Below are 25,223 nucleotides of genomic sequence, written 5' to 3'. Positions count from 1 at the left end.
GGAATGCCGCCTTTTTTATGCCAGCACCCTGGCGCTGGCTCCTAGCCTTCTGTTGCGGTCACCGGCTCCGGCCTCTTGACCCGGAACCAGGCCGCATACAAGGCCGGCAGGAACAGCAAGGTCAAGGCCGTCGCCAGGATCAGGCCGCCCATGATGGCCACGGCCATCGGTCCCCAGAACACGGAACGCGACAAGGGAATCATGGCCAGCGCGGCGGCAGCAGCCGTCAGCACGATGGGACGGCAGCGGCGCACGGCCGAGTCGATGATGGCGTCCCAGGGCGCCGAACCGTCATTGATGTCTTGCTCGATCTGGTCGACGAGGATCACCGAGTTGCGGATGATCATGCCGAACAGCGCGATGATGCCCAGGTTGGCCACGAAACCCAGTGGCCGGCCCAGCGCCAGCAAGGCAAAGGCGGCACCCGCCACGCCCAGCGGCCCCGTCAGGAAAACGAGCAGTGCACGGGAAAAACTGTGCAGCTGCAGCATCAGCAAGGTGAAGATGATGAAGATGGCCAGCGGCAAATTGGCCGAGATCGACGCTTCCGCCTCGCCGCTGTCGGCCGCCACGCCTTTCACGACGATGCGGTAGCCGGCCGGCAACTTGGCGCGCAAGGCGTCCAGCTGCGGCGCCAGTTGCGTCGACACGGTGGCGCCCTGGATGCCATCGATCACGTCCGACTGCACGGTGATGGCCCATTCGCGCTTGTCGCGCCAGACGACACCGGGCTCCCACACGAAATGCGCGCGGGCCAGCTGCGAGATCGGCACGGACTTGCCCGTTGCCGTCGGGATATTCGTGTCATTCAACACGGAAATCGTCGCCCGTTCTTCCAGCGGCTGGCGCACCTGGATGTCGATCAGCTTGTTGTCTTCGCGGAACTGGCCGATGACCGTGCCCGACAGAATCGTATTGGCCGCCTGCATCACCGTTTTCGAGGTGACACCCAGCGCGCGCATCTTGTCCTGGTCCAGGTCCAGGCGCAATACTTTCACCGATTCATTCCAGTTGTCGTTCACGCCCAGCGTGTTCGGATTGGCGCGCATGACGTCCTTGACCTGGTCGGCGATGGCCCGCACGCCAGCCACTTCCGGCCCCATGACGCGAAATTGCACGGGATACGGCACCGGCGGTCCATTCGGCAACAGCTTGACCCGGCCCCGCACTTCCGGGAAATCCTTCTTGAAGACATCGACGATTTGCTGGCGCAAGCGTTCGCGTTCAGCCAGGCTCTTCGGCAAGACCACCACTTGCGACACATTGGTCTGCGGAAAAATCTGGTCCAGCGGCAAATAGAAACGGGGACTGCCCGTGCCCACGTAGCTGGTCACGCTTTCCACGCCGTCGAGCTTGCTGACGAACGCCTCGAATTTCTTGACCTGCTTTTCATTTGCGGCAAACGTCGTGCCTTCGGGCGACCACAGTTCCACCATCAGTTCCGGACGGCTGGAATCGGGGAAGAATTGCTTTTCGATAAAGTTAAAGCCGTAAATCCCCAGCGCAAAGATAGCCAGGGTGGCGGCGATCGTGGTCTTGCGCCATTCCACGCACCAGGTGACGGCGCGGCGGAAGCGGCGGAAGTTCGGCGTATCGAACAATTCATGGTCGTTATGCGCGTGCGGTTTCACTTTCAGCAAGATGTAGCCGATGTAGGGCGTGAAAACGACGGCGACCACCCACGAAATGATCAGGGCCAGCGCATTGACGGAGAACAGCGAGAACGTGTATTCGCCGGCGGCCGACTTGGCCAGGCCGATGGGCAGGAAGCCCGCCACCGTGATCAGGGTACCCGTCAGCATGGGCATGGCCGTCGACGTGTAGGCGAACGTGGCCGCGTCGAAGCGCGACATGCCCTCTTCCATCTTGCGCACCATCATCTCGACGGCGATGATGGCGTCGTCGACCAGCAAGCCCAGCGCGATGATCAGGGCACCCAGGGAAATCTTGTGCAAGTCGATGTCGAGCAGGCGCATGAACAGGAAGGTGACGGCCAGCACCAGCGGGATGGTCAGCGCCACCACCAGGCCCGGCCGAACGTCGATGCGCAGCGGCTTCGTGTGCAAGCCCAGCGCGACGAAGCTGACGGCCAGCACGATCAGAATGGCTTCGATCAGGGTATGCACGAATTCGCCCACGGAAGCGGACACGGCTTCCGGCTGGTTCGACACGCGCTGCAATTCTATGCCGACCGGCAATTCGCGCTTCATGCGCGTGACGGTGGCCTGCAAGGCCTTGCCCATGTCGATGATGTTGCCGCCCTTTTCCATCGATACGCCCAGGCCGATCACTTCCTTGCCGTTGAAACGCATCTTGTCCTTCGGCGGATCGATAAATTCGCGTTTCACGGTGGCAAAGTCGCCGAGGCGGAAAGTGGTGCCGTTGGCGCGCAGTTCCAGGTTTTCCAGGTCCTTGACGGTGACCATGGCGCCCGTCACCCGCACTTGCAGATTATCGGTTGGCGTCACCAGCACGCCCGTGGCGTTGATGCTGTTTTGCTCGGACAATTGCTGCACGATGGCGTCGAATGGAATGCCCAGCTGGGCAAATTTCTTGTGCGAAAAGATGATATTGATCTTTTCATCTTGCACGCCGAACAGTTCCACTTTCGATACCTGCCCCACGGCCAGCAGCTCCTGGCGCACCTTGTCCGCGTAATCCTTCATTTCCGCGTACGTAAAACCGTCGGCGGACAGGGCGAAGATGGAACCGTACGTGTCGCCGAACTCGTCGTTGAAGAACGGTCCCACGACGCCGGACGGCAAAGTGCCCTTGATGTCGCCGATCTTCTTGCGCACCTGATACCAGGCGGCGGCCGTTTCCTTGGGCGGCGCCGATTCGCGCAGCTCCAGCAGGATCAGGGTTTCGCCCGGCTTCGAATAGCTGGTGATCTCGTCGATGTACGGCGTTTCCTGCAGTTTCTTTTCCAGCTTGTCCGTCACCTGCTCGGCCATCTGCAGGGCCGTGGCGCCGGGCCAGTACGCTTGCAAGACCATGGCGCGGAAAGTGAACGGGGGATCTTCATCCTGGCCCAGGTTGGCGTAGCTGAGCATGCCGCCGATCAGCAGCACGGCCATCAGGTAGCGCGTCAGCGGGATGTGCTCAAGGGCCCAGCGCGACAGATTGAAGCCGCCCTTCATTTGGCCGCACCCACGGTAACGGCGGCAGCGGCCACATCGGGCTTGCTGGCCAGTTCGGCGCCGAGGATGGTCACTTTCTGGCCCGGCTTGAGCAGGTTGACGCCGGCCGTGACCACCGTCTGCCCCGCTTTCACGCCCGAGGCCAGCAGCAACTCATTGCCCGCCACGCCGCCCACCGTCACGGGCACGAGCTTCACGGCGCCGTTTTCCACCACCCACACGGAACTTTGCGATTTTTCATTGAACAGGGCCGTCAACGGCACCTTGATCTGCGGCGTGGCCGTTTGCGAGGCGAACTGCACCACGGCCGTCATGCCCAGGCGCACGCGCGGCGCGTCCGGGATGCTGACCTTGGCGATATAGGTGCGCGTGGCGGCATCGGCCACGGGCGACACTTCGCGTATCTTGCCGGGCAAGCCCTGCTTCGGGTCGGCCCACAGGCGCACGACCACATCCTTGACGCCGCGCAAGGTCTCGACCTTGTCTTCGGGAATGCCGATCACGACTTCCTTTTCGCCGCTCCTGGCCACTTGCACGACGGGTGCGCCGGGCGCCACCACCTGCCCCACTTCAGCCTCGATGCGCGTGACGACGCCATCGACGTCGGCCAGCAGGCTGGCGTAGCCGGACTGGTTCGCCTGGCCCCGGTACAGGGCCTGGGCCGCTTCCACGTTCGCCTGCGCCGCCTTGTAGGTGGCATCCTTGCCATCGAGCACGGCCTGGCTGACGAAATTTTTCTCGCGCAAATCCTGGTAGCGCTTCAATTCCGCGCGCGCCAGGTCGCGGCTCGTCTCCGAACTCACCAGACTAGCCTTGGCTTGCGCCTGCGACAGCTGCAAGTCGACGGGGTCGAGCTGCATCAGCACCTGCCCCTTCTTGACGGTGGCGCCCACGTCGACCTTGCGCGCGACGATCTTGCCGCCCACGCGGAAACCCAGCTGCGACACGACGCGGGGCACGACTTCGCCCGACAGCTCGGCACTGACGTCAACATTACTGCTAGACAACACGATGGCGCGCACGGGGCGCACGTCTTCCACTTTGACGGCAGGCTTGGAACAGGCGGCCAGGGTCAGCGCGAGGGCTGCGGCGGCGATCAGCCGCAGGGCGGGAAGTGCGGATGCGCCGGTCTCGAGGCGCAGGGTTTTCAGGGCAAACAAGGTATTTTCCTTTACTATGCGGGCTGTAATATTTTTATGCGGAGAAACTTTTTGCTTGCCCTTTGGGTTAAGCCAAACTTTTTCGCACGCGATATCCTTAAATTTGTGACAATATCAGCTTGGTCATGGCGGCGAGTGATTTACCGCTAATGACTTTCTGGTTATTAATTATAATCGTGCGTAAAAGTTTTTAGTGACTTATGCGTCATTAATCTTCAGCCGTACAACGTCCGGCCACACTCCAGCGTGGGAGGGGGCCGGACAAACGCAAGACTAGAGAAGTGTGTTCATGCCTGTAGACCATTACGAAAATTTTCCTGTTGCATCATTTTTACTGCCGCGCCGCCTGGTGCCGGCCGTCGAAGCCATCTATGCCTTCGCCCGCAGCGCCGACGACCTGGCCGATGAAGGCGACGCCAGGCCGGCCGAGCGCCTGTCCGCCCTGCACGCCTACGAAGAGGCGCTGGGCCGCATCGCCCGCCATGAAGGCCATGCTGGCGAGAACGCCGCCATGTTCGAGCGCCTGGCTGGCGTCATCGCCAAACACGAACTGCCGCTGAAGCCGTTTTACGACCTGTTGTCCGCCTTCAAGCAGGATGTGGAAACGACGCGCTACGCCAGCTTTGACGACGTGCTCGATTACTGCGCCCGCTCGGCCAACCCCGTGGGGCTGCTGATGCTGCACCTGTACGGTGCGGCCGATGAACAGAATGTACGCGATTCCGATGCCATATGCTCAGCTTTGCAACTAATTAATTTCTTGCAAGACGTCGCCATCGACCAGCAAAAAGAACGCATCTACCTGCCGATGGAAGACTTGAGCCGCTTTGCCGTTTCCGCCGCCGCCTTCGAGCGGCCCGAGGCGCATGGCAAGTGGAGTGCCCTGATGCGCTTCGAAGTGGCCCGCACGCGCGCCCTGATGCTGTCCGGCGCGCCGCTGGCCCTGCGTTTGCGCGGGCGCATCGGCTGGGAACTGCGCCTGGTGGTGCAAGGGGGATTGCGCATCCTCGAATGCATCGAAGCCGTCAATTACGACGTGTTCCGGCGCCGCCCCAAGCTGGAGAAACGCGACTGGCTGATCATTTTCTGGCGCGCCCTGCGCATGTCGCGCAAAAGCCTGCATCAAGAGACACAAGTAAAAACGGCTTTTCCCCCGTCGCCCACTCTGTAAGACGATAGAATAGCGGCTTCGATCTGCAACCCTTGCTCTTTTGACTATGTCTCCCGACGAATACTGCCAACAAAAGGCCGCCCAGAGCGGCTCCAGCTTCTACTACAGCTTCCTGTTCCTGCCGGCCGAGCGCCGCAAGGCCATCACGGCCCTGTACGCCTTCTGCCGCGAAGTCGATGACACGGTCGACGAATGCACGGACGAAGCCGTGGCACGCACCAAGCTGGTCTGGTGGCGCAAGGAAGTCAAGGCCATGTACGAGGGCAACCCCACGCATCCCGTGATGCGCGCGCTGCAGCCGCACCTGAACATCTATACACTGGAAGAAAAGCATTTGCAGGCCATCATCGACGGCATGGAAATGGACTTGAACCAGACCCGCTACCTCGATTACCAGGCCATGAGCCGCTATTGCTGGCACGTGGCCAGCGTGGTGGGCATCTTGTCGGCCAGCATCTTTGGCGCGACCCGCCCGGAAACCCTGCTGTACGCGGAAAAGCTGGGCCACGCCTTCCAGCTGACCAACATCATCCGCGACGTGGGCGAAGATGCGCGCAAGGGGCGCATCTATCTGCCGATCAGCGAATTGCAGCAGTTCAATGTGACGGCCGCCGACTTGCTGAACGCACGCCACAGCGAAAACTTTGAAAACCTCATGCGTTTCCAAGTGGCGCGCGCGCAACAGGCCTACGACGAAGCGTTCGCGCTCTTGCCCGCCGAGGACCGCCGCGCCCAGCGCCCTGGCCTGATCATGGCCGCCATCTACCGCACCCTGCTCAACGAAGTCGAGCGCGACGGCTACCACGTGCTGAAGCAGCGCATCTCGCTCACGCCGATCCGCAAACTGTGGCTGGCCTGGAAGACCTGGGTCCGTGGCTAAGAGTGGCGTGAAGCAGCGCTACGCCGTCATCGGCGCCGGCTGGGCCGGCTGCGCGGCGGCCATGGAACTGGCGCGCGCCAGCCACGCCGTCACCGTCTACGAAGCGGCGCGCACCCTGGGTGGGCGGGCGCGCCGGGTCGAACGCGAAAGCATGGTGCTCGACAACGGCCAGCACATCCTGCTGGGCGCGTACACGGAAACCCTGCGGCTGATCAAGCTCGCGGGCCAAGACCCTGCCGAACTGATCCTCACCCTGCCCCTGCAGATGCGCTATCCGGCCGGTGCCAAAGGCATGGATTTCATCGCGCCCCGCCTGCCCGCGCCGCTGCACCTGGCCTGGGCCTTGCTGCGCGCCAAAGGATTATTGCGCGCCGACAAGCTGGCCCTGATGCGTTTTTCCACGGCCATGCGGACGATGGGCTGGCAGCTGTACAACGATTGCACGGTCAGCGAATTGCTGCAGCGCTTCGACCAGACGGACAACTTGAACCGCCTGATGTGGCACCCGCTGTGCCTGGCCGCGCTCAATACCCCGCCCGAGCGGGCCTCGGCCCGCGTCTTCATCAACGTGCTGCGCGACAGCCTGGGCGCATCGCGCCGCCGCGCATCCGACATGCTGATCCCGAAAGCGGATTTGAGTAGCCTGCTGCCCGACGCGGCCGCCCGCCATGTGACACGGCATGGCGGCGAAGTCCGCACGGGCGCCAAGGTTTCCGCCTTGCAAGCGCTGCCCGATGGCCGCTGGCAACTCGATGACGGCGAACACTATGATGCGGTCATCGTCGCCACTTCATCCGTGCAGGCGGCCACGCTGCTGCAAGGCTTGCACGACACACGCCTCGACGACGTTATTACCAAAATGCAAGCCTTCACGCCGGAAGCCATCAGCACCTGCTACCTGCGGTACGACGCCTCGGTGCGCCTGGACTTGCCGTTCTACGCCCTCGTCGATACGCCGGCACAGCAGCACTGGGGCCAGTTCGTCTTTGACCGGGGCCAGCTCGACGCCAGCCAGCCAGGCTTGCTGGCCGTCGTCATCAGCGCCTCCGGCCCCGCCGCCGAGCAAGGCCATGGTCCGCTGGCGCAAGCGATCGCCACGCAGTTGGCGCAGATGCTGCAGCGCCCGGAACTGGCGCAACCTGCCTGGACGCAACTGATCACGGAAAAGCGCGCCACCTTTGCCTGCACGCCGGACCTGGCGCGTCCCGGCAACGCCAGCGGCGTGCCGGGCTTGCTGCTGGCCGGCGACTACACGGCCAATGATGACCGGACGCAAGACTATCCGGCCACCATCGAGGCGGCCGTGCGCAGCGGCGTGGCGGCGGCCAGGGCCATCACCACGGGCAAGACTGCAAAGTAGACTTGACGGTGCATCCTGCCCTGGTGTCGCTCGCCCCCGCGAAATTGCATTCTGTCGCACCGCGCTGGTGCGCCCGCGTGCGCTTGGGTACAGTCTGATCATCGACAACGGCCATACCACGGGGAATACCATGCACACCACCTTGCACTTGAAAAATAGCTTGAAAGCCTTGGCGCTGCTCGCTTGTGTGGTGATGGCCACCTTGATCGTCATTCACGCACAGCAGACGCCACAACCGCCATTGCTGCTGAGCCAGGCAAGCATGCTGCTGCCGGCCATGGGCTGAGGCGGCGGACAGAAAGAATAGGATGAACAAGCAAGATTATCTCGACGCACTGCGGCGCGCGCTGACAGGCTTGCCACCGGACCTGGTGGCCAAGACCCTCGATTACTACGAACAGACCTTCATCGAAGGCGCTGCGGCCGGCCGCAGCGAGCACGAAATCGCCGACGACCTGGGCGACCCGAAAAAGATCGCCCTCACCTTGCGCGGCAGCACCCACCGCCAGGCGTTCGAACACAAGAAAACGCCCGTTAACCTGCTGCGCCTGCTCGTCTCGCTCGTGGGCCTGGCCATCTTCAACCTGTTCATGGTCGTGCCTGCCGCCGTGTACGCGGCCCTGCTAGCCACCCTGTATGCCGTCGGCCTGAGCTTTTACCTGGCCGGCATCGCCATCACGGCCAGCGGATTGTCCGGCGCCAATGAACTGGTGCTCGATGGCCCGCTGCGCCACGTTTTCATCCAGAACGACGATGGCGACGAACGGCGCGAAACGCGCATCACCATCGGCGACGCGGGCATCGAAGTCGATCACCTGCCCGGCCCCGTCAAGGCCGAACCGGCGACGCCGGGCGCGTCATCGCGCGTGATGGAGCGGGCCGAAGCGCTGGCCGGCGGCGGCATCCGCATCTCCACCGACATGGACCGCGATGCGCGCACCACGCAAACCGTCTTCGGCATGGGCATGCTGCTCGGCGGCATCGCCATCTTCCTGCTCAGTCTGGTGGTCACGCGCTATACCTTGATCGGTATCAAGCGCTACATCGCCATGAATGTTTCCCTGCTCAAAGGTCACTAGAAAGGCTGCCATGAAACGCTTGCTCAAAGTTGGCCTGTCCATGCTCTTGCTGGCGCTGGTCCTGATCGCCATGTCGTATGCGGCGCTGCGCGCCAAGGGAATCAGCAATCCCAGCAGCGCTGCCGGCCGCGCCGTGCGCAGCGAAACGCGCCCGATTGCCGCCACCATCAACAGCATCGACCTGGCCGGCCCCATCGACCTGGTGCTGCGCCGCGGCGCCACGCCATCGCTGAAAGTGAGCGGCGAGCAGCGTTTGCTGTCGAACGTCGACACGACGGCCGATGGCACGACCCTGCATATCGGCCCGAAAGGCATGCTGTTCCACCACCGCCAGCCGCTGCAGGTGGAGCTGGTGCTGCCGGCCCTCGTGCGCCTGGACGTGCACGGCAATGGCGACAGCAAGATCACGGGATTTAGCGGCGACAGCTTTATTCTGGAATTGATGGGATCTGGCAATGTCAGCTTCACGGGCCGCTACAAGCAGGTGCAAGCGACCGTCAACGGCAGCGGCGACCTCGACATCAATGCCGGCAACAGCGACAGCGTGGTGCTGGAAATGGTGGGCTCCGGGCGCATCGCCGCCAGCGGCAACTCGAAATTCCTCCGTGCCGACCTGAGCGGTTCGGGCGACATCGATGCCGAGCACCTGGCCGCCGACAAGGCCAGCGTCAGCCTGCAAGGCTCGGGCCAGAGCACCGTCTTCGTGCGCGACGCCGCCAACCTGACCTTGCGCGGCAGCGGCGACATCCACGTCCACGGCAACCCGCGCCAGCGCGAAGCGCAAAAGAGCGGATCAGGCGAAATTACCTGGCATTGACCTTCTCTTCCAGCCAACTGACGGCCTGCTCGCCGGCCGCCTTGCCTTGCGCCAGGCAGGCCGTCAGCAGGTAGCCGCCCGTCGGCGCTTCCCAGTCCAGCATTTCGCCCGCCACGAAGACGCCCGGCATGGCGCGCAGCATGCTGCCGTCGACGCCATCGAAATGCACGCCGCCGGCGCTGCTGATGGCTTCATCGATGGGGCGCGGGCGTACGAGTGTGACGGGCAGCAGCTTGATGGCGGCCGCCAGCTTCGCCTCGTCGGCAAAGTCGGCGGCGCTCAGGCATTCGCGCAGCAAGCCCGATTTCACGCCCTTGATGCCCAGCCGGCTATTCAGGTGGCTGGACATGGAACGGGCGCCACGGGGGCGCGTCACTTCCTCGAATACCCGTTCATGGCTGTGGTCGGGCGCCAGGTCGAGCCAGATGGTGGTGCTGCCGTCGCGCGCGATCTGCTCGCGCAGCGCGGCCGACAAGGCATAAATCAGGCTGCCTTCCACGCCGCCCGCCGTGATGACGAACTGGCCCTGGCGCTTGATCCGCAAGCCGTCGATGTCGTGCGCCGTGATGGCCACAGTCGTCAGCGGCTCGCCCGCATGGCGGCTGCTGAAATACTCGCTCCAGTCCACGTCGAAGCCGCAATTGGCCGGCGCCAGCGCTTGCACGGCCACGCCCTGCCCTTGCAGCAGCGGCACCCACGCGCCATCGGAACCGAGCCGCGCCCAGCTGCCGCCGCCCAGCGCCAGGATCACGGCGTCGAAGGAGCGCAGGCATTCGCCGTCCGGCGTGGCAAAGGCCAGCTGGCCATCCTCATCTTGCCAGCCCGTCCAGCGGTGGCGCATGTGAAATTGCACGCCCGCTTCGCGCAGGCGGTGCAGCCAGGCGCGCAGCAGGGGCGCCGCCTTCATGTCCGTCGGGAAGACGCGGTTCGAGGAGCCGACAAAGGTCTCCACGCCCAGGCCGTGCACCCAGTCGCGCACTTTTTGCGGGCCGAACTGGTCCAGCGCCGGCTTCACCCGGCCCGCCTGCCTGCCGTAGCGCGAGACGAAGGCCTGGTAGCCTTCCGCATGCGTGATGTTCATGCCGCCCCGCCCCGCCAGCAGGAATTTGCGGCCGACGGACGGCATGGCGTCGAACAGTTCCACCTTTGCCCCCTGGTCGGTGGCCGCCTGGGCGGCCATCAGGCCGGCGGGGCCGCCGCCGATGACGGCGATGTGAAACGGGGGGGAACTGGAGTTGGTCATGGCAAGCTGGAAGACGGTGAAAACCCCGGCATTTTAGTCGAGATACGGCCGATGGATGGCAAGAATGCCGAAAAATGATGCATACTGCGCGGACATGCCGCAATGATCGGCACCTGGACTTCACGAGACAACGAGACGACAAGAGGAGATACACATGGGCGCAGGATTCTGGATTTCCCGCTATTTGCTGGCCAGCTCGATTCTATTCATCATCCTGACGGTGGTCGATTACAGCAAAGGCAACGTGAGCAAGGCCAGCTTGCTGGGCGCACTTGCTTGGGCACTGGTGGCCTCGGCCATCTTCATCGGCTCGAAATACTGGCGCTACCGGAAAGCCGTCGCCTGCGCCACGTGCAGCGGGGACGAGCCCAAGGTCAAGCCGCGATAAAAAATGGCCGCATCAGCGGCCATTTTCCTCAGTGGGTATTCTTAACCGCCCGTCACGGGCGGGAAAAACGCCACCTCGTCGCCATCGCCCGTCACGGTATCGGCGTCGCACATCACCTGGTTATGCGCCATGCGCAGCGCGCGGCCCTGCGCCAGCGCGTATTCCCAGTTGCCGCCGCGGGCGATCAGCAGCGCCCTCACCGCGCCCACCGTCAGCGGCTCGGCTACTTCCAGCACTTCATGGCCGGTGCCCACCAGCTCGCGCACGCTGGCAAAAAAACGCAGATTGATCTTCATCGATGCTTCCTCAGTACAGCAATTCATTAAACGGGATGAAACGCAGCATGTCGCCGCGCGCGATCGACAGCCCCGGCGGGCAATCGATCAAGCCGTCGCCCCACACGGTGGAGGTCAGCACGCCCGAACTCTGGTTGGCAAACAGTTCCAGCTCGCCCTCGTCATTGACCTTGGCACGCAAGAACTCGTTGCGCTTGTCCGCCTTCTGGCGCTCGAAAGCGGCGGGCAGCATGTAGCTGCGCGGCGCCAGATTCCCCGCCACGCCTTGCAGGCGCAGGATGAACGGGCGCACGAACAGCAAAAACGTGACAAAGCTCGACACCGGATTGCCGGGCAAGCCGACAAAGAAGGCATCCCGCACTTCGCCAAACGCCAGCGGCTTGCCCGGCTTGACGGCGATCTGCCACATGTTCAGCCGCCCTTCCGCTTCCACGGCCGGCTTGATATGGTCTTCCTCGCCCACGGACACGCCGCCCGAGGTGATGATCAGATCATTGCCCTGGGCCGCCTGGCGCAGCACGGCCTTCGTCGCCTCCAGGCTGTCGGGCACGATGCCCAGGTCCGTGATCTCGCAGCCCAGGTTTTCCAGCAAGCCGCGCAAGGTAAAACGGTTCGAGTTGTAGACGGCGCCCGGCGCCAGCGGTTGGCCCGGCATGGCCAGCTCGTCGCCCGTAAAAAACACGGCGACGCGCAGCTTGCGCAGCACGGGAACTTGGGCCAGTCCCACCGAGGCGGCCAGGCCCATTTCCTGGCTGCGCAGGCGACGCCCCGCGCCGAGGATCACGCCGCCGGCGCGGATATCCTCGCCCTGGCGGCGCACCCATTCGCCCGCTTTCGGCACGTGATTGACCGTCACCACGCCATCAAGCACGGTGCACTGCTCCTGCATCACGACGCAGTCGGCGCCTTCCGGGATCAGGGCGCCCGTGAAGATGCGCGCCGCCGTCCCCGGTTGCAGCGGCTGGCCCACGTGGCCGGCCGCGATGCGCTGCGACACGGGCAAGCTGGCCGCGCCGCTGGCGCAATCCTGCGCGCGCACGCAATAGCCATCCATCTGCGTGTTGTCGCGCTCGGGCACGTTCAGGGTCGACGTCTGCGCGGCCGCCAGCACGCGGCCGTTGGCGCGCATGGTGTCGACCAGTTCCACCTCGGCCACCGGGCGCGCCGCGCCCAGCATGAAGGCTTGCGCCTCGGCCACCGACAGCATCGGCTTGCGTACAGTGCTGGCGTCTGTCATCACAAACCCGTATTGGCGGCGATGTACGCCTTCATTTTTTCCACGTCCGTGTCCATCACGACGAACTTTTGCGGCAAGTCTTCGATGTTCTCGAAGCCGGCCGGGCGTTCCGCGTCCACGCCCAGCGCTTCGAGGATGGTTTCGTTGAACTTGGCCGCCAGCGCCGTTTCCAGCACGATCATCGGCACGTTGGGCTCCAGGTGCTCGCGCGCCACCTTGATGCCGTCGGCCGTGTGCGTGTCGATGGTGATGCCGTAGTCGTCGGCCACGTCGCGGATGGTGTCGAGGCGGTCCTGGTGCGTGGACTTGCCCGACTTGAAGCCGTATTTGGCCACCAGCTTGAATTCGTCGCCGTCGCTGCCGGGCTTGCCCGACAAGTCGAAGCCGCCGTGCGTTTCCACTTTCGTAAACAGGGCACGCACGCGCTCGCTGTCGCGGCCCACCAGGTCGTAGACGAAGCGCTCGAAGTTCGACGCTTTCGAGATGTCCATCGACGGGCTGCTCGTGTGGTATGTCTCGGCCGACTTGCGCACGCGGTAGACGCCCGTGCGGAAAAATTCGTCGAGCACGTCGTTTTCATTCGTCGCCGCCACCAGTTTCGAGATCGGCAGCCCCATCATGCGGGCGATATGGCCGGCGCAGATATTGCCGAAGTTGCCAGACGGCACCGTGAACGACACTTTTTGCTCGTTGCTGGTGGTGGCCGCCAGATAGCCGCGGAAGTAGTAAACGACTTGCGCCACGACCCTCGCCCAGTTGATGGAATTGACGGTGCCGATCTTCTGCTTGGCCTTGAACGGCAAGTCGTTCGACACGGCCTTGACCATGTCCTGGCAATCGTCGAACACGCCTTCGACGGCGATGTTGACAATGTTCGGGTCTTGCAGGCTGAACATCTGCGCCGTCTGGAAGGCGCTCATTTTCTTGTGCGGCGACAGCATGAAGACGCGGATGCCCTTCTTGCCGCGCATCGCGTATTCGGCCGCGCTGCCCGTGTCGCCCGAGGTGGCGCCGAAGATATTGAGCTCGGCGTCGTGCTTGGCCAAGGTGTATTCGAACAGGTTGCCCAGCAGCTGCATGGCCATGTCCTTGAAGGCCAGGGTCGGGCCGTTCGACAGCGCTTGCAGCATCAGGGTGGTCGATCCGCCCTTGACGATGTTTTCTTCGAGCACGCGCAGCGGCGTGATGTCGGCCGCGTTTTCGCCGGCGCGGGCGTTCTTGTAGACTGCCTTGGTATAGGTTTTCGCCGTCAGTGCCTTCAGGTCCGCGGCCGGGATATCGGTGGCGAACTTCTTCAGGATTTCGAATGCCAGGTCGGCATACGATAATGTGCGCCAGGCGTTGAGCTCGGCACCAGTGACTTGCGGATAGTGTTCAGGGAGATACAGTCCGCCATCGGGGGCCAGGCCGCCCAGGAGGATGTCGGAGAATTGCTGCAGATTCGATGGCGCTTTATCAGCGCGGGTAGACACGTAATGCATAAATTTGAAGAGTCCAGTTGAGCTGAGTGCGGTTGATCATGAATGGCAGCGGATATTATAGTGCCAGCCGCCGTCCAAGGCGAATCGCGTGGCGTCAGCCAGGTCAAGATGCGACAATTGGAGAGTCCGTGTGTTGCCAAACCATCCATAATGCATGAGATCAAGCCAGGCGAAGATGGCTGGCGTACCCACTGGCGCGCGACGCCGATTTGCGCCACACTGTGCTGAGTGTCCCTTGCCATGATCAATATTGGAGTCGAAAACCGGCCATGTCGCTGAGTAAAAAACCGTATCTGCAAAGCGCCGCGCTGCGCCACGACGCCGTCGTCGACCTCGATCACTATCCATTCACCATCCCCGCCATCCGCGACTTCGTGCACATGGACTTCCACCGGGACGTGACGTTTTTCGTGGGCGAGAATGGCAGCGGCAAATCGACCATGCTCGAAGCGCTGGCCGTGGGGCTGGGCTTCGGCAAGGATGGCGGCACGCGCAACGTGCGCATCGCCCTGCCGTCGGACGAGGAATCGGGCTTGCACGCGCATCTGCGCCTGAGCAAGAGCTACAAGAAGCCCGAAGACAGCTATTTCCTGCGCGCCGAGAGCTTTTTCAACGTCGCCACCTACATGGACGGGATGCCCGAGTACCTGGGCAGCTACGGCGGCAAGTCGCTGCATGCGCAATCGCACGGCGAAGCGTTCATGGCGACCCTGATCAACAAGCTGCGGGGCAAGGGTTTATATTTGCTGGACGAACCCGAGGCGGCGCTGTCGCCGAGCCGCCAGATGGCGGCATTGTCCGTGATCCACCAGCTGGTGCAGGACGACTCCCAGCTGATCATCGCCACCCATTCGCCGATTCTGCTCGCCTACCCGAACGCAAAGATTTTGATGTTCACGGGTGGCGGCATCCACGAAGTGGCGTATGAAGACACGGAACACTATGCCGTGACGCGCGATTTCTTGAATAACTACCCGAGGAGGCTGGAGCAGTTGTTTGAGGAGGAGTGAGGTATTGGATGGTGCTTGTCGGCTTACGCGCTTTGCGCTAAGCCGACCTACGCCGACCTACGCCGACCTACGCCCACCAACGCCCACCAACGCCGACCTGCGACATTGCCACTTACCGTAGGTCGGATTAGCGCGTGAGCGCGTAATCCGACAACACCACCGGCGCCTCAACAAGCAGCGTGATTGACCGTAATCACATGCACGGCCAAGCCGCCCAGCGACGTTTCCTTGTACTTGTCCTGCATGTCCGCGCCCGTCTGGCGCATGGTTTCGATGACTTCGTCGAGGCTGACGAAATGCGTGCCGTCGCCCTTCAGCGCCAGCGAGGCGGCCGTAATGGCTTTCACGGCGCCCATGCCGTTGCGCTCGATGCAGGGAATCTGCACCAGGCCGCCGATGGGGTCGCACGTCATGCCCAGGTGGTGCTCGATGCCGATTTCGGCAGCGTTTTCGATCTGCTCGTTCGTGCCGCCCAGGGCCGCCACCAGCCCGGCCGCCGCCATGGCGCAAGCGACGCCCACTTCCCCCTGGCAGCCCACTTCGGCGCCCGAGATCGAGGCATTGCGCTTGCACAGCATGCCGATGGCCGCCGCCGTCAGCATGAAGCGGCGCACGCCGCCGACCGGATCGCTGGGGCGGCAATCCTGCGCGTAGTAGCGCAGCACGGCCGGGATGATGCCGGCCGCGCCATTGGTCGGCGCCGTCACGACCCTGCCGCCGGCCGCGTTTTCCTCGTTGACGGCCATCGCGTACAGGCTGACCAGGTGCACGGCGTCGTGCGGCAAGTCGTTGGCGCGGTTGTCGGACGCCTTCGCCTCCTGCGCCAAGCGCCATAATTTGGCGGCGCGGCGCTTCACGTTCAAGCCGCCCGGCAGGTTGCCCGTCGTTTCCAGGCCGTGCGCGATGCAGTCGCGCATGACGTGCCAGATGCGGTCCAGGCCTGCGTTCAATTCCTCTTCGCTGCGCTTGACGCACTCGTTCGCACGCAGCATTTCAGGAATCGACAAACCGCTTTCCACGCCGTGCGCCAGCAATTGCGCCATGGTATCGAAGGGGAAGACGACTCGCGCGCTGGCGGCCGATTCCACGGCCGCTTCCGCTTGCGCCTCGCCTGCCTCGCGGATAAAACCGCCGCCGATCGAGTAATACACCTTGTCGACACGGCTGCCGTCCGCCAGTTTCAAGGTAAAGCGCATGCCGTTCGGGTGTTCGGGCAGGGATTCGCTCTTGTGCCAGACCAGGCCCGTGGCGGCCGTGAATGGCACCACGTGCGTGCCCAGCAAGGCGATTTCGCCGGCCGCCTCGATGGCGGCCAGCTTGCTGTCGACTTCATCGGGCGCCACGTCTTGCGGCGTTTCGCCCATCAGGCCAAGAATGACGGCCTTGTCCGTGGCATGGCCCACGCCCGTCAGCGCCAGCGAGCCATACAGGGCCGCCTCGACGCCCACCACCTGGTCCAGCGGACCGTATTCGACCAGAAAACGCCGCGCCGCCACCATCGGTCCCACCGTGTGGGAACTCGACGGCCCGATGCCGATCTTAAACAGGTCAAATACGCTCATATCCATGTAGTGTCTCTTTATATTTGTATGTTTTATGAATGCCGGGACTGGACTCAGGCCGCCTTGGCGGCATGGCCCACGTCGACATTGGCCAGCATGTCCGTGACCATCTGTTCGACGCCGATCTGCGCCTTCCAGCCCCAGTCGGCGCTGGCCTTGCTGTCGTCCAGGCTTTGCGGCCAGCTGTCGGCGATGGCCTGGCGGCTGTCCGGCTTGTAGCTGATCTTGAAGTCCGGCACCATGCGCACGATGGCCTTGGCCAGTTGCTCGGGGTTGAACGACACGCCGGCCACGTTGTACGAGGAACGGATCTTGATGGACTCCGCTGGCGCATCCATCAATTCGATGGTGGCGCGAATGGCGTCGGGCATGTAAATCATCGGCAAGGTGGTGTTCGCATCGAGGAAGCAGTCATAGCGCTCGCCGCGCAAGGCCGCGTGGAAAATGGCGATGGCGTAATCGGTGGTGCCGCCGCCCGGAGGCGATTTGTAGCTGATGATGCCCGGGTAGCGGATGCTGCGCACGTCCACGCCATACTTGTTGAAGTAATACTCGCACAGGCGCTCGCCGGCCAGCTTGCTGATGCCGTACATCGACGTCGGGTCCATCACCGTCATTTGCGGCGTGTTCACTTGCGGCGTGTTCGGGCCGAAGGCGGCGATCGACGAAGGCCAGAAGATGCGCAAGGGTTTGCCCGCCTCGCCCCGTTCGCGCGCCAGTTCCAGGATATTGAGCAAGCCATCCATGTTCAGGCTCCACGCCTTCAACGGCGCCGCTTCACCCGTGGCCGACAGCATCGCCGCCAGCTGGTACACCTGGGTGATGCCTTCATCGGCGATGATGCTCGCCAGGCCGTCCTTGTCCAGCACATTGAGCTGGGCGTAGCGCTTGGCCTGGTACAGATTATTCGTGCCGATGTCGCTGGCGATGACGTTGTCCGCGCCGTGCTGCAGCGCCAGCGCGCCCACCAACTCACTACCGATTTGGCCGTTTGCGCCGATGACTAAGATGCGTTCCATGCTATTTTCCTGAATTCGTATTAATTAGTAGTGGTCGTGGTCAGCAAACCAAGTTCCTTGCCAGCCTGTTCGAAAGCGGCCAGCACTTGCACCAGCTGTTCACGCGTATGGGCGGCCGACAGCTGCACGCGCACCCTGGCCTGGCCCATCGGCACGACAGGGTAAAAGAAGCCCGTCACCAGCACGCCCAGTTCATACAGGCGGGCGGCAAACTTTTGCGCCACGGGGGCGTCGAACAGCATCACCGGCACGACCGGGTGCGTGCCCGGCTTGATGGTGAAGCCGATGCGCTCGATTTCGCTGCGGAAGAAGGCCGTGTTGTCATGCAGGCGGTCGCGCAGTTCCGTCGACTTGGCCAACCGTTCCAGTACCGACAGCGACGCGCCGGCAATCGATGGCGCCAAGGTGTTCGAGAACAGATAAGGACGCGATTTCTGGCGCAGGGTGTCGATGACTTCCTTGCGGGCCGACGTGAAGCCGCCCATGGCGCCGCCCAGGGCCTTGCCCAGGGTACCGGTGATGATGTCGATGCGCCCCATCACGTTGTGGTGTTCGTGCGTGCCGCGGCCCGTCGCGCCCATGAAGCCGGACGCGTGGCATTCGTCGATCATCACCAGCGCGCCGTACTGGTCGGCCAGGTCGCAGATCTTGTCCAGCTGCGCGATCGTGCCGTCCATCGAGAACACGCCGTCCGTGACGATGACCTTGTGGCGCTTGCCGGCGGCAATCGCCGCTTTCAGCTGCACTTCCAGGTCGGCCATGTCGTTATGCAGGTAGCGGTAGCGGCCAGCCTTGCACAGGCGGATACCGTCGATGATGGAAGCGTGGTTCAGCGCATCCGAGATGATGGCGTCGTTCTCATCGAACAGGGGCTCGAACACGCCGCCGTTGGCGTCGAAGGCCGCCGCGTACAGAATCGTGTCTTCCGTACCCAGAAAAGCGGAGATCGCCTGTTCCAGTTCCTTGTGCACGGTTTGCGTGCCGCAGATGAAGCGCACGGACGACAGGCCGTAGCCGTACTTTTGCGTGGCGGCAATGGACGCTTCCTGCGTCTGCAGGTCGCCGGACAAGCCCAGGTAGTTGTTCGCACACATATTGATCAGGGTACGGCCATCGTCGCACACCACTTCGGCGCCCTGGCGCGAGGCGATCACGCGCTCGGGCTTGTACAAGCCCTGCTGGCGCAGTTGATCGAGATTCTGTTGCAGACCGCTGAAAAAGGTGTTCTTCGCTTGCTCGCTCATGATGATCCTTGTGTGTCCCTGCGTTTGTGGTATCCGTGTGACCTCAGCCGCCATAGGGAAAAGCGGCCGCTTGACCGGTGCGCGCACTATGCTGTACCGTGAAGCGCTGTTTGAAGTCTACACGTTTCCGTGTTTTTCCTCAAAATCCACTATTTCGAACTGAAATTCAATATAGTGGATATTACCCAAGCCTTTTGAACTTTGCAAGCCACCTGCCGATGAAAACCAGCGTTTCGACCAATTCTCCGCCCGAAGTGGGCGCCACCCTGCAACGGCTGCGCCTGGCGCGCGGCCTGACACTCGAGGATTTGTCGCGCATCGCCGGCGTTTCGAAGTCCATGCTGTCGCAAATCGAGCGCGAAAAAGCCAATCCCACCATCGCCATCACGTGGCGCCTGGCCAACGCCCTGGGCGTGCAGATCAGCGAATTGCTGTCCAGCGCGGAAAAAGCCGTGGAAACCATCCGCATCACGGACGCCCACGAAACCCCCACCCTGCCCGGCGACCACGCGGGCTACGTGCTGCGCATCCTGGGGCCGATGGAACTGGCCGGCAAATACGAATGGTATGAAGTGACCCTGGCGCCGGGCGGCGAACTGGCGTCGCAGCCGCACGACCCGGGCACGACCGAACATTTGACGGTCATCCACGGCAACCTGGAGCTGGAAGTGGGCGCGGCGAAGAAAAAGGTCAAGAATGGCGGCACGGCCCGCTATCCGGCAGACCAGCCGCATACCATCCGGAATTTGGGCAAGACCGAGGGCAAGGCGCTACTCGTGGTCATCCACAGATAAGCACCTCCTGCGGTGCGCAATATGCCTGAATGTCTATGCTAAGATTTTAGAATAGACAAGATTTCCAGGCCTGGATGTCTTCGCAGAGCGTCGCGGCACATTCCGGCTCATCCAGCACCGCTGCCACCGCGCGGCATCCAGGCCTCCAACGCCAACACGGAGCCCACGCGATGACCATTTCCGACAGCACCACCACCTTCCACAACAAGAAAGTCGTGCAGTACGACCCTGACTTGCCGTTCGACGCCTCGCCCGGCATCGTCTACCGCCTGTCGCTCGAATACGACGACGAGCGCAAGATGGACGAGCTGATCGCCGGCTTTCTCGCCAAGGCCGACAAGCACGCGCTGGAAGCGCTGATCATCGGCATGTGGGGCGACCCCTACGAATCGGGCGCCGACGAGGTGATGGCCGCGCTGATCGCCCACGCGCCGCAGCTGCCCAACTTGCGCGCCCTGTTCATCGGCGACATGACGTACGAGGAATGCGAAATCTCGTGGATCGTGCAAGGCAGCTACAAGCCCCTGCTGGACGCTTTCCCGCTGCTGCAGGAATTGCGCATCCGCGGCGGCAATGAACTCGTCATCGAACCGTTCGCCCACCAGCACCTGCGCCGCTTCACCATCGAAGCGGGCGGCCTCGGTCAAAAGATCGCCGAGGCACTGGCGCAATCGAGCATGCCGCAGCTGGAACATCTGGAACTGTGGCTGGGTACGGACGACTACGGCTTTTCCGGCGACGTCGACCTGTACCGCAAGGTGCTGGCGCAGCTGACCGTGCCGACCTTGCGCTACCTGGGCCTGCGCGACGCCGAAATCGCCGACGACCTGGCCGTCTGGCTGGCGGAAGAGCCACTGGTGGCGCAACTCGACACCCTGGACCTGTCGCTGGGCACCATCGGCGACCTGGGCGCCGTGGCCGTGCTCAATCATACGCAGCTGGGCAAGCTGAAACGCCTGGACCTGTCGCACCACTACATCTCGGAAGAAAACCAGGCGAAATTGAAGGCGCTGCCGTTCGAGGTGGTGCTGGACGATCCGCAGGAAGCCGATGAAGACGACGGCGAAAGCTATCGTTATGTCGCCGTCGGCGAATAAATACCGATGCTTTTACTGGCGACACAGGGCAGCAAGCGCGTGCGCCTGATGCAGGCGGCGCGCGCACAGCTGCGCCTGCCGCCCGCGCAAGTGCTGGAATGGCGCGACTGGCTGGCACAGCCGGCGCTGCTGGAAGGCGCTTTGCGCCAGTCCGGCCGGCTGAAGATCGAGCCGCCCGGCGACGATCCCGCCGCCCATGGGCTGTTGCTGGACGCGGGCTGCCGGCTGCTGGACCGTCCTCCGGTCGAGGGGCCCGCGCATGGCGAGCTGCTGGCCATGGATGCGTGGTTTGCCGGCTTTTCCAAGGCCATGCAGGACCTGGAGAGGCAACTGGTGGCCATGCCGCACATACGCGTCTTCAATGCGCCAGCCGAAATCTGTCTCATGACGGACAAGCTGGCTTGCCAGCGCCACCTGGCCGCGCACGACATCGCCATTCCCGCCCTGCTGGGACCCGTGCATGGTTACGACCACCTGCAATCGCTGCTGCACGAACACCAGCTTGACCGCGTCTATTTAAAGCCTCGCTACGGCTCGTCCGCGTCCGGTGTCGTCGCCTACCGCAGGAACAAGGCGGGGCGGCAGCAAGCCACGACCTCGGCCGCCTTGCAGCTGGGAGGCGGCGCGGCGCGTCTGTTCAACGTCAAGCGCATGGCCCGCTACGAGACCCGGCGCGACATCGCCGCCCTCGTGGACGCCTTGGCCGCGCAACAGCTGTATGCGGAAGCGTGGTTGAACAAGCCGCGCTGCGGCGACGGCCATTACGACCTGCGCATCGTCACTGTGGCGGGCCGGCCCGCGCACCGCGTGGCGCGCATCGGACAGCAGATGATGACCAATCTGCACCTCGACAACCGGCGTGGCGACGCGGCAGTCCTCCTGCACGCAGACGACCTGGCGGCGCTGGAAACGACCGCCACCCTGGCCGCACGCGCCTTCCCGCACAGCCACGTGACGGGCTACGACCTCGTCGTGCGCCACGGCCAGGCCTATGTGCTCGAAGCGAACGCCTTCGGCGACCTGCTGCCAGGCCTGTTGTGGCAAGGCGCGGACACTTACGCAGCGCAACTGAACCATGTTTAAAGATACAGCAGCCATCCCCGACATGCACGCCGTCGTCGGCAGCCACGACATCGTCTTCATCACGCTCGACACCCTGCGCTATGACGTGGCGCAAGCGCTGTATGAGGCGGGCGAACTGCCCGTGCTGGGGCGCTTGCTGCCGCCGGGCGGCTGGGACAAGCGCCACTCGCCCGCCACGTTTACCTACGCGGCGCACCAGGCGTTCTTCGCCGGCTTTTTGCCCACGCCGGCCGCGCCGGGCCGTCATCCGCGCCTGTTCGCCAGCGCTTTTGCGGGCAGCGAAACCACCTCGCCGCACACGTTTGCCTTCGAGGAAGCGGACCTGCCCGCCGCACTGGCCGCGCGCGGCTACCGCACCATCTGCATCGGCGGCGTGGGTTTCTTCAATAAACAGACCGCCTTGGGCACCGTGCTGCCATCGCTGTTCCAGGAAAGCCACTGGAGCGCGGGCATGGGCGTGGCCAGCCGCCATTCGACGCAAAAGCAGGTGGCGCTGGCGACCCGGCTGCTGGCGCAAAACGACCAGCGCACCTTCTTGTTCATCAACGTGGCCGCCCTGCACACGCCGAACCGCGCCTACCTGCCCGGCTGCCGCAGCGATAACCTCGATAGCCATGCGGCCGCCCTGCGCTATGTCGACAGCGCGCTGGCGCCCCTGTTTGCCGCCTGCGCCGCGCGCGCGCCCACGTTCGCCATCGTCTGCTCGGACCATGGCAGCGCCTATGGCGAAGACGGCTACCGTGGCCACAGGGTCGCCCATGACAGCGTGTGGACTGTGCCATACGCACACTTCGTCGTCGCGCCAGATACCATTTCCCAGGAGTCCCCACCGTGAACCCATCCGAACAACCGGGCACCCTGGCGCAGCGCATGCGCCACACGCCCTACCAGGCGTACTCGTACTCGTATCCGCACAAGGCGGCCTACCGCGCCTTGCCGCAGGCCGCGCCGCTGGCGCCCCTGTGGGCGCAGCAGGACCGCTCCGCCCTCTTCGCCTACATCCACATCCCGTTTTGCGAGATGCGCTGCGGCTTTTGCAACCTGTTCGCCATGGCGCGCCCCGGCGCCGACATGGTCGAGCGTTACGTGCGGCAGGTGCTGGTGCAGATGCGCGCCCTCGATGGCGCGCTCGGTGAACGGCGCTTTGCCCGCTTCGCGCTCGGTGGCGGCACGCCCACCTATCTGTCGCCCACGCAGCTCGACACCTTGCTGTGCGGCGCGCGCGACATCCTCGGCATCGATTTGCAGGCGACGCCGGCCGGCATCGAAGCGTCGCCCGAAACCGTCACGGCCGAGCGGCTTGCCGTGTGCCGCGCGCATGGCATCGACCGGGTCAGCCTCGGCATCCAGAGCTTTGCCGCCGGCGAGATGCGCGCGCTGGCCCGGCCCCAGCAAAACGCCACCGTCCATCACGCCATCGGCCTGATACGCGCGGCAGGATTTCCCACCCTGAACCTGGACCTGATCTATGGCATCGCCGGGCAAACCGTGGCCAGCCTGCTCGCTTCCATCGATAGCGCATTGGCCTTCCGGCCAGAGGAAATCTATCTGTATCCGCTGTATGTACGGGAACAAACGGGTCTTGGAAAAGTGGCGCGCCGCCAAGGTGCCGCGTCGCTCAACCCCATCATGCTGGCCCACGATGGCGACAGCCGTCTGGCCCTGTACGCGGCCGCGCGCGACCATTTGCGCGCCCAGGGCTATGAGCAGGTGTCGATGCGCATGTTCCGCGCACCGCATGCGCCCGAGCAGAACGGTCCCTCGTACTGCTGCCAGAACGACGGCATGGTGGGCCTGGGCGCGGGCGCCCGTTCCTACACTTCGCGCCTGCATTATTCGAGCGAATACGCGGTGGCGCGCACGCAGACCATCGGCATCATCGAACAGTATCTGGCGCTGGACGAGGCACGCTTCGGGCAGGCCGAACATGGCTATGTGCTCGACGAGGTGGAACAGCGCCGCCGCTACGTGATCCAGTCGCTGCTGACGGAACCGGGCCTGGACCGCGACGCCTACGCGACGCGCTTCGGCAGCCGCTGCGAGCTTGATCTGCCGCAGCTGGCCGAGCTGCACTCCTTGGCCCTGGTGGAAGAAGATGGCCCGCTGCTGCGCCTGAATGACCGCGGCTACAGCTACGCCGACACCATCGGCCCGTGGCTGGCGTCCGAGACGGTGCGCGCGCTGATGGCCGAAGGCGGCCAGGCGTGCTGACAACGCAAGCGCCAACGCTGTCCCTGCTGTATCGCGGCACGCTTTCGAGCTGTAATTACGCCTGCGGCTACTGCCCGTTCGCCAAGAAGCGCGACAGCCACGCCACCCTGGCCCGCGATGCGCGTGAAGTGGCGCGTTTTACCGGCTGGGTGGCGGCACAAAAACGGGACATTGGCGTCCTGTTCACGCCGTGGGGCGAAGCGCTGGTGCGGCGCCATTACCGCGCGACCATGCAGACGCTGGCTGCCTTGCCCCACGTGCGCCAAGTGGCGCTGCAGACGAATCTGTCCGGCCCCCTGAGCTGGTTGCGTGACATGCCAGGGCTGGAAAAAATCGGCCTGTGGTGCACCTACCACCCGGGCCAGACGACCCTGGCCCGCTTTCTCGAACGCTGCGCGAGGCTGGACGCGATGGGCGTGCGCTATTGCGTGGGCGTCGTCGCCATGAACGAGCACCTGGACGCCATCCGCGCCCTGCGCGCGGCCCTGCCGGAGCACGTCTATCTGTGGCTGAACGCCTACGACCGCCGTGGCCCCGGCTACTACAGCGGGGAAGACCTGGCCTGGCTCGATGCCGTCGACCCGTGGTTTGCGCAAAACCGCCGCCCGTCGCCCTCGCGCGGCAAGCCATGCCTGGCGGGCGAAGCGTCGCTGTCCGTCGATGGCGATGGCGAACTGACACGCTGCCATTTCGTGCCGGAGCGCTTGGGGAATCTGTACGTGGATGACTTGGCAGACATGCTACAGGAACGCCGCTGCCCGCGCTTCAAGTGCGATTGCTATATCGGCTATGCACAGCGCAAGGATTTGCCGTTTCAAACGGTGTTCGGGGAGGGAGTATTGGCGAGGATTGTGACCGTAAGTCGGATTAGCGGGGCGAAAAGCCCCGCGTAATCCGACATCTTGCTGGCATGACGGATGTTGTCGGATCACGCGCGGCGATGCCGCGCCA

Annotated in this window: 23 protein-coding genes; 14 read left to right on the top strand and 9 right to left on the bottom strand. The window is 63.8% G+C overall.

Translation table 11 applies throughout. The features are described from left to right. Positions 1-41: 41 nt before the first annotated feature. Both BLU39_RS20995 and BLU39_RS20990 read right to left on the bottom strand, forming a co-directional pair. Positions 42-3,140 carry an efflux RND transporter permease subunit gene (locus BLU39_RS20995; protein WP_092716498.1) on the bottom strand — a complete coding sequence of 1,033 codons (3,099 nt, stop codon included), beginning with the start codon at positions 3,138-3,140 and terminating at the stop codon, positions 42-44. After that, positions 3,137-4,300, bottom strand: coding sequence for an efflux RND transporter periplasmic adaptor subunit (locus BLU39_RS20990; RefSeq protein WP_092716496.1), 1,164 nt, complete (start codon positions 4,298-4,300; stop codon positions 3,137-3,139). Before BLU39_RS20990 ends, BLU39_RS20995 begins: the two co-directional genes overlap by 4 nt. Positions 4,301-4,589: 289 nt before the next feature. Between BLU39_RS20990 and hpnC the strand changes: the two genes are divergently transcribed. From hpnC to BLU39_RS20960, 6 genes are all read left to right on the top strand, one after another. Beyond that, positions 4,590-5,471: a squalene synthase HpnC gene (gene hpnC / locus BLU39_RS20985; RefSeq protein WP_092716494.1), complete on the top strand. Its 882-nt coding sequence runs from the start codon at positions 4,590-4,592 to the stop codon at positions 5,469-5,471. Between the two features lie 46 nt (positions 5,472-5,517). Next, complete coding sequence (gene hpnD / locus BLU39_RS20980) at positions 5,518-6,351, top strand: presqualene diphosphate synthase HpnD (RefSeq protein ID WP_092716492.1); 834 nt, start codon at positions 5,518-5,520, stop codon at positions 6,349-6,351. After that, positions 6,344-7,711: a hydroxysqualene dehydroxylase HpnE gene (gene hpnE / locus BLU39_RS20975; RefSeq protein WP_092716489.1), complete on the top strand. Its 1,368-nt coding sequence runs from the start codon at positions 6,344-6,346 to the stop codon at positions 7,709-7,711. The genes hpnD and hpnE overlap by 8 nt, the downstream gene beginning before the upstream one ends. 130 nt (positions 7,712-7,841) lie before the next feature. Continuing rightward, positions 7,842-7,997: a hypothetical protein gene (locus BLU39_RS28705; protein ID WP_175539377.1), complete on the top strand. Its 156-nt coding sequence runs from the start codon at positions 7,842-7,844 to the stop codon at positions 7,995-7,997. 22 nt (positions 7,998-8,019) lie between these two features. Next, positions 8,020-8,790: a DUF1700 domain-containing protein gene (locus BLU39_RS20965; protein ID WP_092716484.1), complete on the top strand. Its 771-nt coding sequence runs from the start codon at positions 8,020-8,022 to the stop codon at positions 8,788-8,790. Between the two features lie 10 nt (positions 8,791-8,800). Beyond that, positions 8,801-9,607 (top strand): head GIN domain-containing protein, encoded by an 807-nt coding sequence (locus BLU39_RS20960; RefSeq protein ID WP_092716482.1) that lies wholly within the window; start codon positions 8,801-8,803, stop codon positions 9,605-9,607. Here BLU39_RS20960 and BLU39_RS20955 read toward each other — a convergent pair. Further along, complete coding sequence (locus tag BLU39_RS20955) at positions 9,594-10,850, bottom strand: TIGR03862 family flavoprotein (protein ID WP_092716480.1); 1,257 nt, start codon at positions 10,848-10,850, stop codon at positions 9,594-9,596. The genes BLU39_RS20960 and BLU39_RS20955 overlap by 14 nt on opposite strands. Positions 10,851-11,004: 154 nt before the next feature. On the opposite strand from BLU39_RS20955, the gene BLU39_RS20950 reads away from it, so the two are divergent. Next, the gene (locus BLU39_RS20950) at positions 11,005-11,238 is read left to right on the top strand and encodes a hypothetical protein (RefSeq protein ID WP_092716478.1); all 234 of its coding nucleotides are present in this window, start codon (positions 11,005-11,007) and stop codon (positions 11,236-11,238) included. Between the two features lie 41 nt (positions 11,239-11,279). Here the strand turns inward: BLU39_RS20950 and moaD are convergent, their stop codons facing one another. Genes moaD through thrC form a run of 3 tightly spaced genes read right to left on the bottom strand, consistent with a single transcriptional unit; the run spans position 11,280 to position 14,252 of the window. After that, positions 11,280-11,534: a molybdopterin converting factor subunit 1 gene (moaD, locus tag BLU39_RS20945; protein WP_092716476.1), complete on the bottom strand. Its 255-nt coding sequence runs from the start codon at positions 11,532-11,534 to the stop codon at positions 11,280-11,282. A 10-nt stretch (positions 11,535-11,544) separates the two neighbouring features. Beyond that, on the bottom strand, positions 11,545-12,771 hold the full coding sequence (glp, locus tag BLU39_RS20940; protein WP_092716474.1) for a molybdopterin molybdotransferase MoeA: 1,227 nt from the start codon (positions 12,769-12,771) through the stop codon (positions 11,545-11,547). Further along, a complete protein-coding gene (gene thrC / locus BLU39_RS20935) occupies positions 12,771-14,252 on the bottom strand; it encodes a threonine synthase (protein WP_092716472.1) in 1,482 nt (493 codons plus the stop codon). The genes glp and thrC overlap by 1 nt, the downstream gene beginning before the upstream one ends. Before the next feature lie 269 nt (positions 14,253-14,521). Here thrC and BLU39_RS20930 point away from each other — a divergent pair, with 269 nt between their 5' ends. Then, on the top strand, positions 14,522-15,262 hold the full coding sequence (locus tag BLU39_RS20930) for an AAA family ATPase (protein ID WP_092716470.1): 741 nt from the start codon (positions 14,522-14,524) through the stop codon (positions 15,260-15,262). Between the two features lie 167 nt (positions 15,263-15,429). On the opposite strand, the gene BLU39_RS20925 is transcribed toward BLU39_RS20930, so the two are convergent. Genes BLU39_RS20925 through kbl form a run of 3 tightly spaced genes read right to left on the bottom strand, consistent with a single transcriptional unit; the run spans position 15,430 to position 19,087 of the window. Then, positions 15,430-16,830, bottom strand: a complete 1,401-nt coding sequence (locus BLU39_RS20925) for an L-serine ammonia-lyase (RefSeq protein WP_092716467.1) — start codon at positions 16,828-16,830, stop codon at positions 15,430-15,432. 47 nt (positions 16,831-16,877) lie between these two features. Next, positions 16,878-17,843: an NAD-dependent epimerase/dehydratase family protein gene (locus BLU39_RS20920; protein WP_092716465.1), complete on the bottom strand. Its 966-nt coding sequence runs from the start codon at positions 17,841-17,843 to the stop codon at positions 16,878-16,880. 20 nt (positions 17,844-17,863) lie between these two features. After that, positions 17,864-19,087, bottom strand: a complete 1,224-nt coding sequence (gene kbl, locus BLU39_RS20915) for a glycine C-acetyltransferase (RefSeq protein ID WP_034781436.1) — start codon at positions 19,085-19,087, stop codon at positions 17,864-17,866. A 218-nt stretch (positions 19,088-19,305) separates the two neighbouring features. Here kbl and BLU39_RS20910 point away from each other — a divergent pair, with 218 nt between their 5' ends. The 6 genes from BLU39_RS20910 to BLU39_RS20885 all read left to right on the top strand — a co-directional run bounded on the left by BLU39_RS20910 (position 19,306) and on the right by BLU39_RS20885 (position 25,165). Further along, positions 19,306-19,881 (top strand): helix-turn-helix domain-containing protein, encoded by a 576-nt coding sequence (locus tag BLU39_RS20910; RefSeq protein ID WP_092716463.1) that lies wholly within the window; start codon positions 19,306-19,308, stop codon positions 19,879-19,881. Positions 19,882-20,051: 170 nt separating this feature from the next. Continuing rightward, positions 20,052-20,978 (top strand): STM4015 family protein, encoded by a 927-nt coding sequence (locus BLU39_RS20905; RefSeq protein WP_092716461.1) that lies wholly within the window; start codon positions 20,052-20,054, stop codon positions 20,976-20,978. A gap of 6 nt (positions 20,979-20,984) precedes the next feature. Then, complete coding sequence (locus BLU39_RS20900; RefSeq protein ID WP_092716459.1) at positions 20,985-22,061, top strand: STM4014 family protein; 1,077 nt, start codon at positions 20,985-20,987, stop codon at positions 22,059-22,061. Beyond that, complete coding sequence (locus BLU39_RS20895) at positions 22,054-22,896, top strand: STM4013/SEN3800 family hydrolase (RefSeq protein ID WP_092716457.1); 843 nt, start codon at positions 22,054-22,056, stop codon at positions 22,894-22,896. Before BLU39_RS20900 ends, BLU39_RS20895 begins: the two co-directional genes overlap by 8 nt. Then, complete coding sequence (locus tag BLU39_RS20890) at positions 22,893-24,272, top strand: STM4012 family radical SAM protein (protein ID WP_217635097.1); 1,380 nt, start codon at positions 22,893-22,895, stop codon at positions 24,270-24,272. The genes BLU39_RS20895 and BLU39_RS20890 overlap by 4 nt, the downstream gene beginning before the upstream one ends. Next, on the top strand, positions 24,266-25,165 hold the full coding sequence (locus tag BLU39_RS20885; protein WP_217635096.1) for an STM4011 family radical SAM protein: 900 nt from the start codon (positions 24,266-24,268) through the stop codon (positions 25,163-25,165). The genes BLU39_RS20890 and BLU39_RS20885 overlap by 7 nt, the downstream gene beginning before the upstream one ends. The last annotated feature ends 58 nt before the right edge of the window (positions 25,166-25,223 follow it).

This window comes from Janthinobacterium sp. OK676 (assembly GCF_900103595.1).
In the GTDB taxonomy this organism is placed as follows: Bacteria; Pseudomonadota; Gammaproteobacteria; order Burkholderiales; family Burkholderiaceae_D; genus Janthinobacterium.
Note: the sequence above shows the minus strand (reverse complement) of the source record. Positions and strands in the feature narration are given on the sequence as shown.

Coding starts and splice junctions, on each gene's coding strand:
- BLU39_RS20920 (WP_092716465.1), bottom strand. CDS start 17,843: ATGGAACGCATCTTAGTCATCGGCGCAAACGGCCAAATCGGTAGTGAG.
- BLU39_RS20910 (WP_092716463.1), top strand. CDS start 19,306: ATGAAAACCAGCGTTTCGACCAATTCTCCGCCCGAAGTGGGCGCCACC.
- BLU39_RS20955 (WP_092716480.1), bottom strand. CDS start 10,850: ATGACCAACTCCAGTTCCCCCCCGTTTCACATCGCCGTCATCGGCGGC.
- BLU39_RS20950 (WP_092716478.1), top strand. CDS start 11,005: ATGGGCGCAGGATTCTGGATTTCCCGCTATTTGCTGGCCAGCTCGATT.
- hpnD (WP_092716492.1), top strand. CDS start 5,518: ATGTCTCCCGACGAATACTGCCAACAAAAGGCCGCCCAGAGCGGCTCC.
- BLU39_RS28705 (WP_175539377.1), top strand. CDS start 7,842: ATGCACACCACCTTGCACTTGAAAAATAGCTTGAAAGCCTTGGCGCTG.
- BLU39_RS20995 (WP_092716498.1), bottom strand. CDS start 3,140: ATGAAGGGCGGCTTCAATCTGTCGCGCTGGGCCCTTGAGCACATCCCG.
- thrC (WP_092716472.1), bottom strand. CDS start 14,252: ATGCATTACGTGTCTACCCGCGCTGATAAAGCGCCATCGAATCTGCAG.
- kbl (WP_034781436.1), bottom strand. CDS start 19,087: ATGAGCGAGCAAGCGAAGAACACCTTTTTCAGCGGTCTGCAACAGAAT.
- moaD (WP_092716476.1), bottom strand. CDS start 11,534: ATGAAGATCAATCTGCGTTTTTTTGCCAGCGTGCGCGAGCTGGTGGGC.
- hpnC (WP_092716494.1), top strand. CDS start 4,590: ATGCCTGTAGACCATTACGAAAATTTTCCTGTTGCATCATTTTTACTG.
- BLU39_RS20930 (WP_092716470.1), top strand. CDS start 14,522: ATGTCGCTGAGTAAAAAACCGTATCTGCAAAGCGCCGCGCTGCGCCAC.
- BLU39_RS20900 (WP_092716459.1), top strand. CDS start 20,985: ATGCTTTTACTGGCGACACAGGGCAGCAAGCGCGTGCGCCTGATGCAG.
- BLU39_RS20905 (WP_092716461.1), top strand. CDS start 20,052: ATGACCATTTCCGACAGCACCACCACCTTCCACAACAAGAAAGTCGTG.
- BLU39_RS20960 (WP_092716482.1), top strand. CDS start 8,801: ATGAAACGCTTGCTCAAAGTTGGCCTGTCCATGCTCTTGCTGGCGCTG.
- glp (WP_092716474.1), bottom strand. CDS start 12,771: ATGACAGACGCCAGCACTGTACGCAAGCCGATGCTGTCGGTGGCCGAG.
- BLU39_RS20925 (WP_092716467.1), bottom strand. CDS start 16,830: ATGGATATGAGCGTATTTGACCTGTTTAAGATCGGCATCGGGCCGTCG.
- BLU39_RS20965 (WP_092716484.1), top strand. CDS start 8,020: ATGAACAAGCAAGATTATCTCGACGCACTGCGGCGCGCGCTGACAGGC.
- BLU39_RS20895 (WP_092716457.1), top strand. CDS start 22,054: ATGTTTAAAGATACAGCAGCCATCCCCGACATGCACGCCGTCGTCGGC.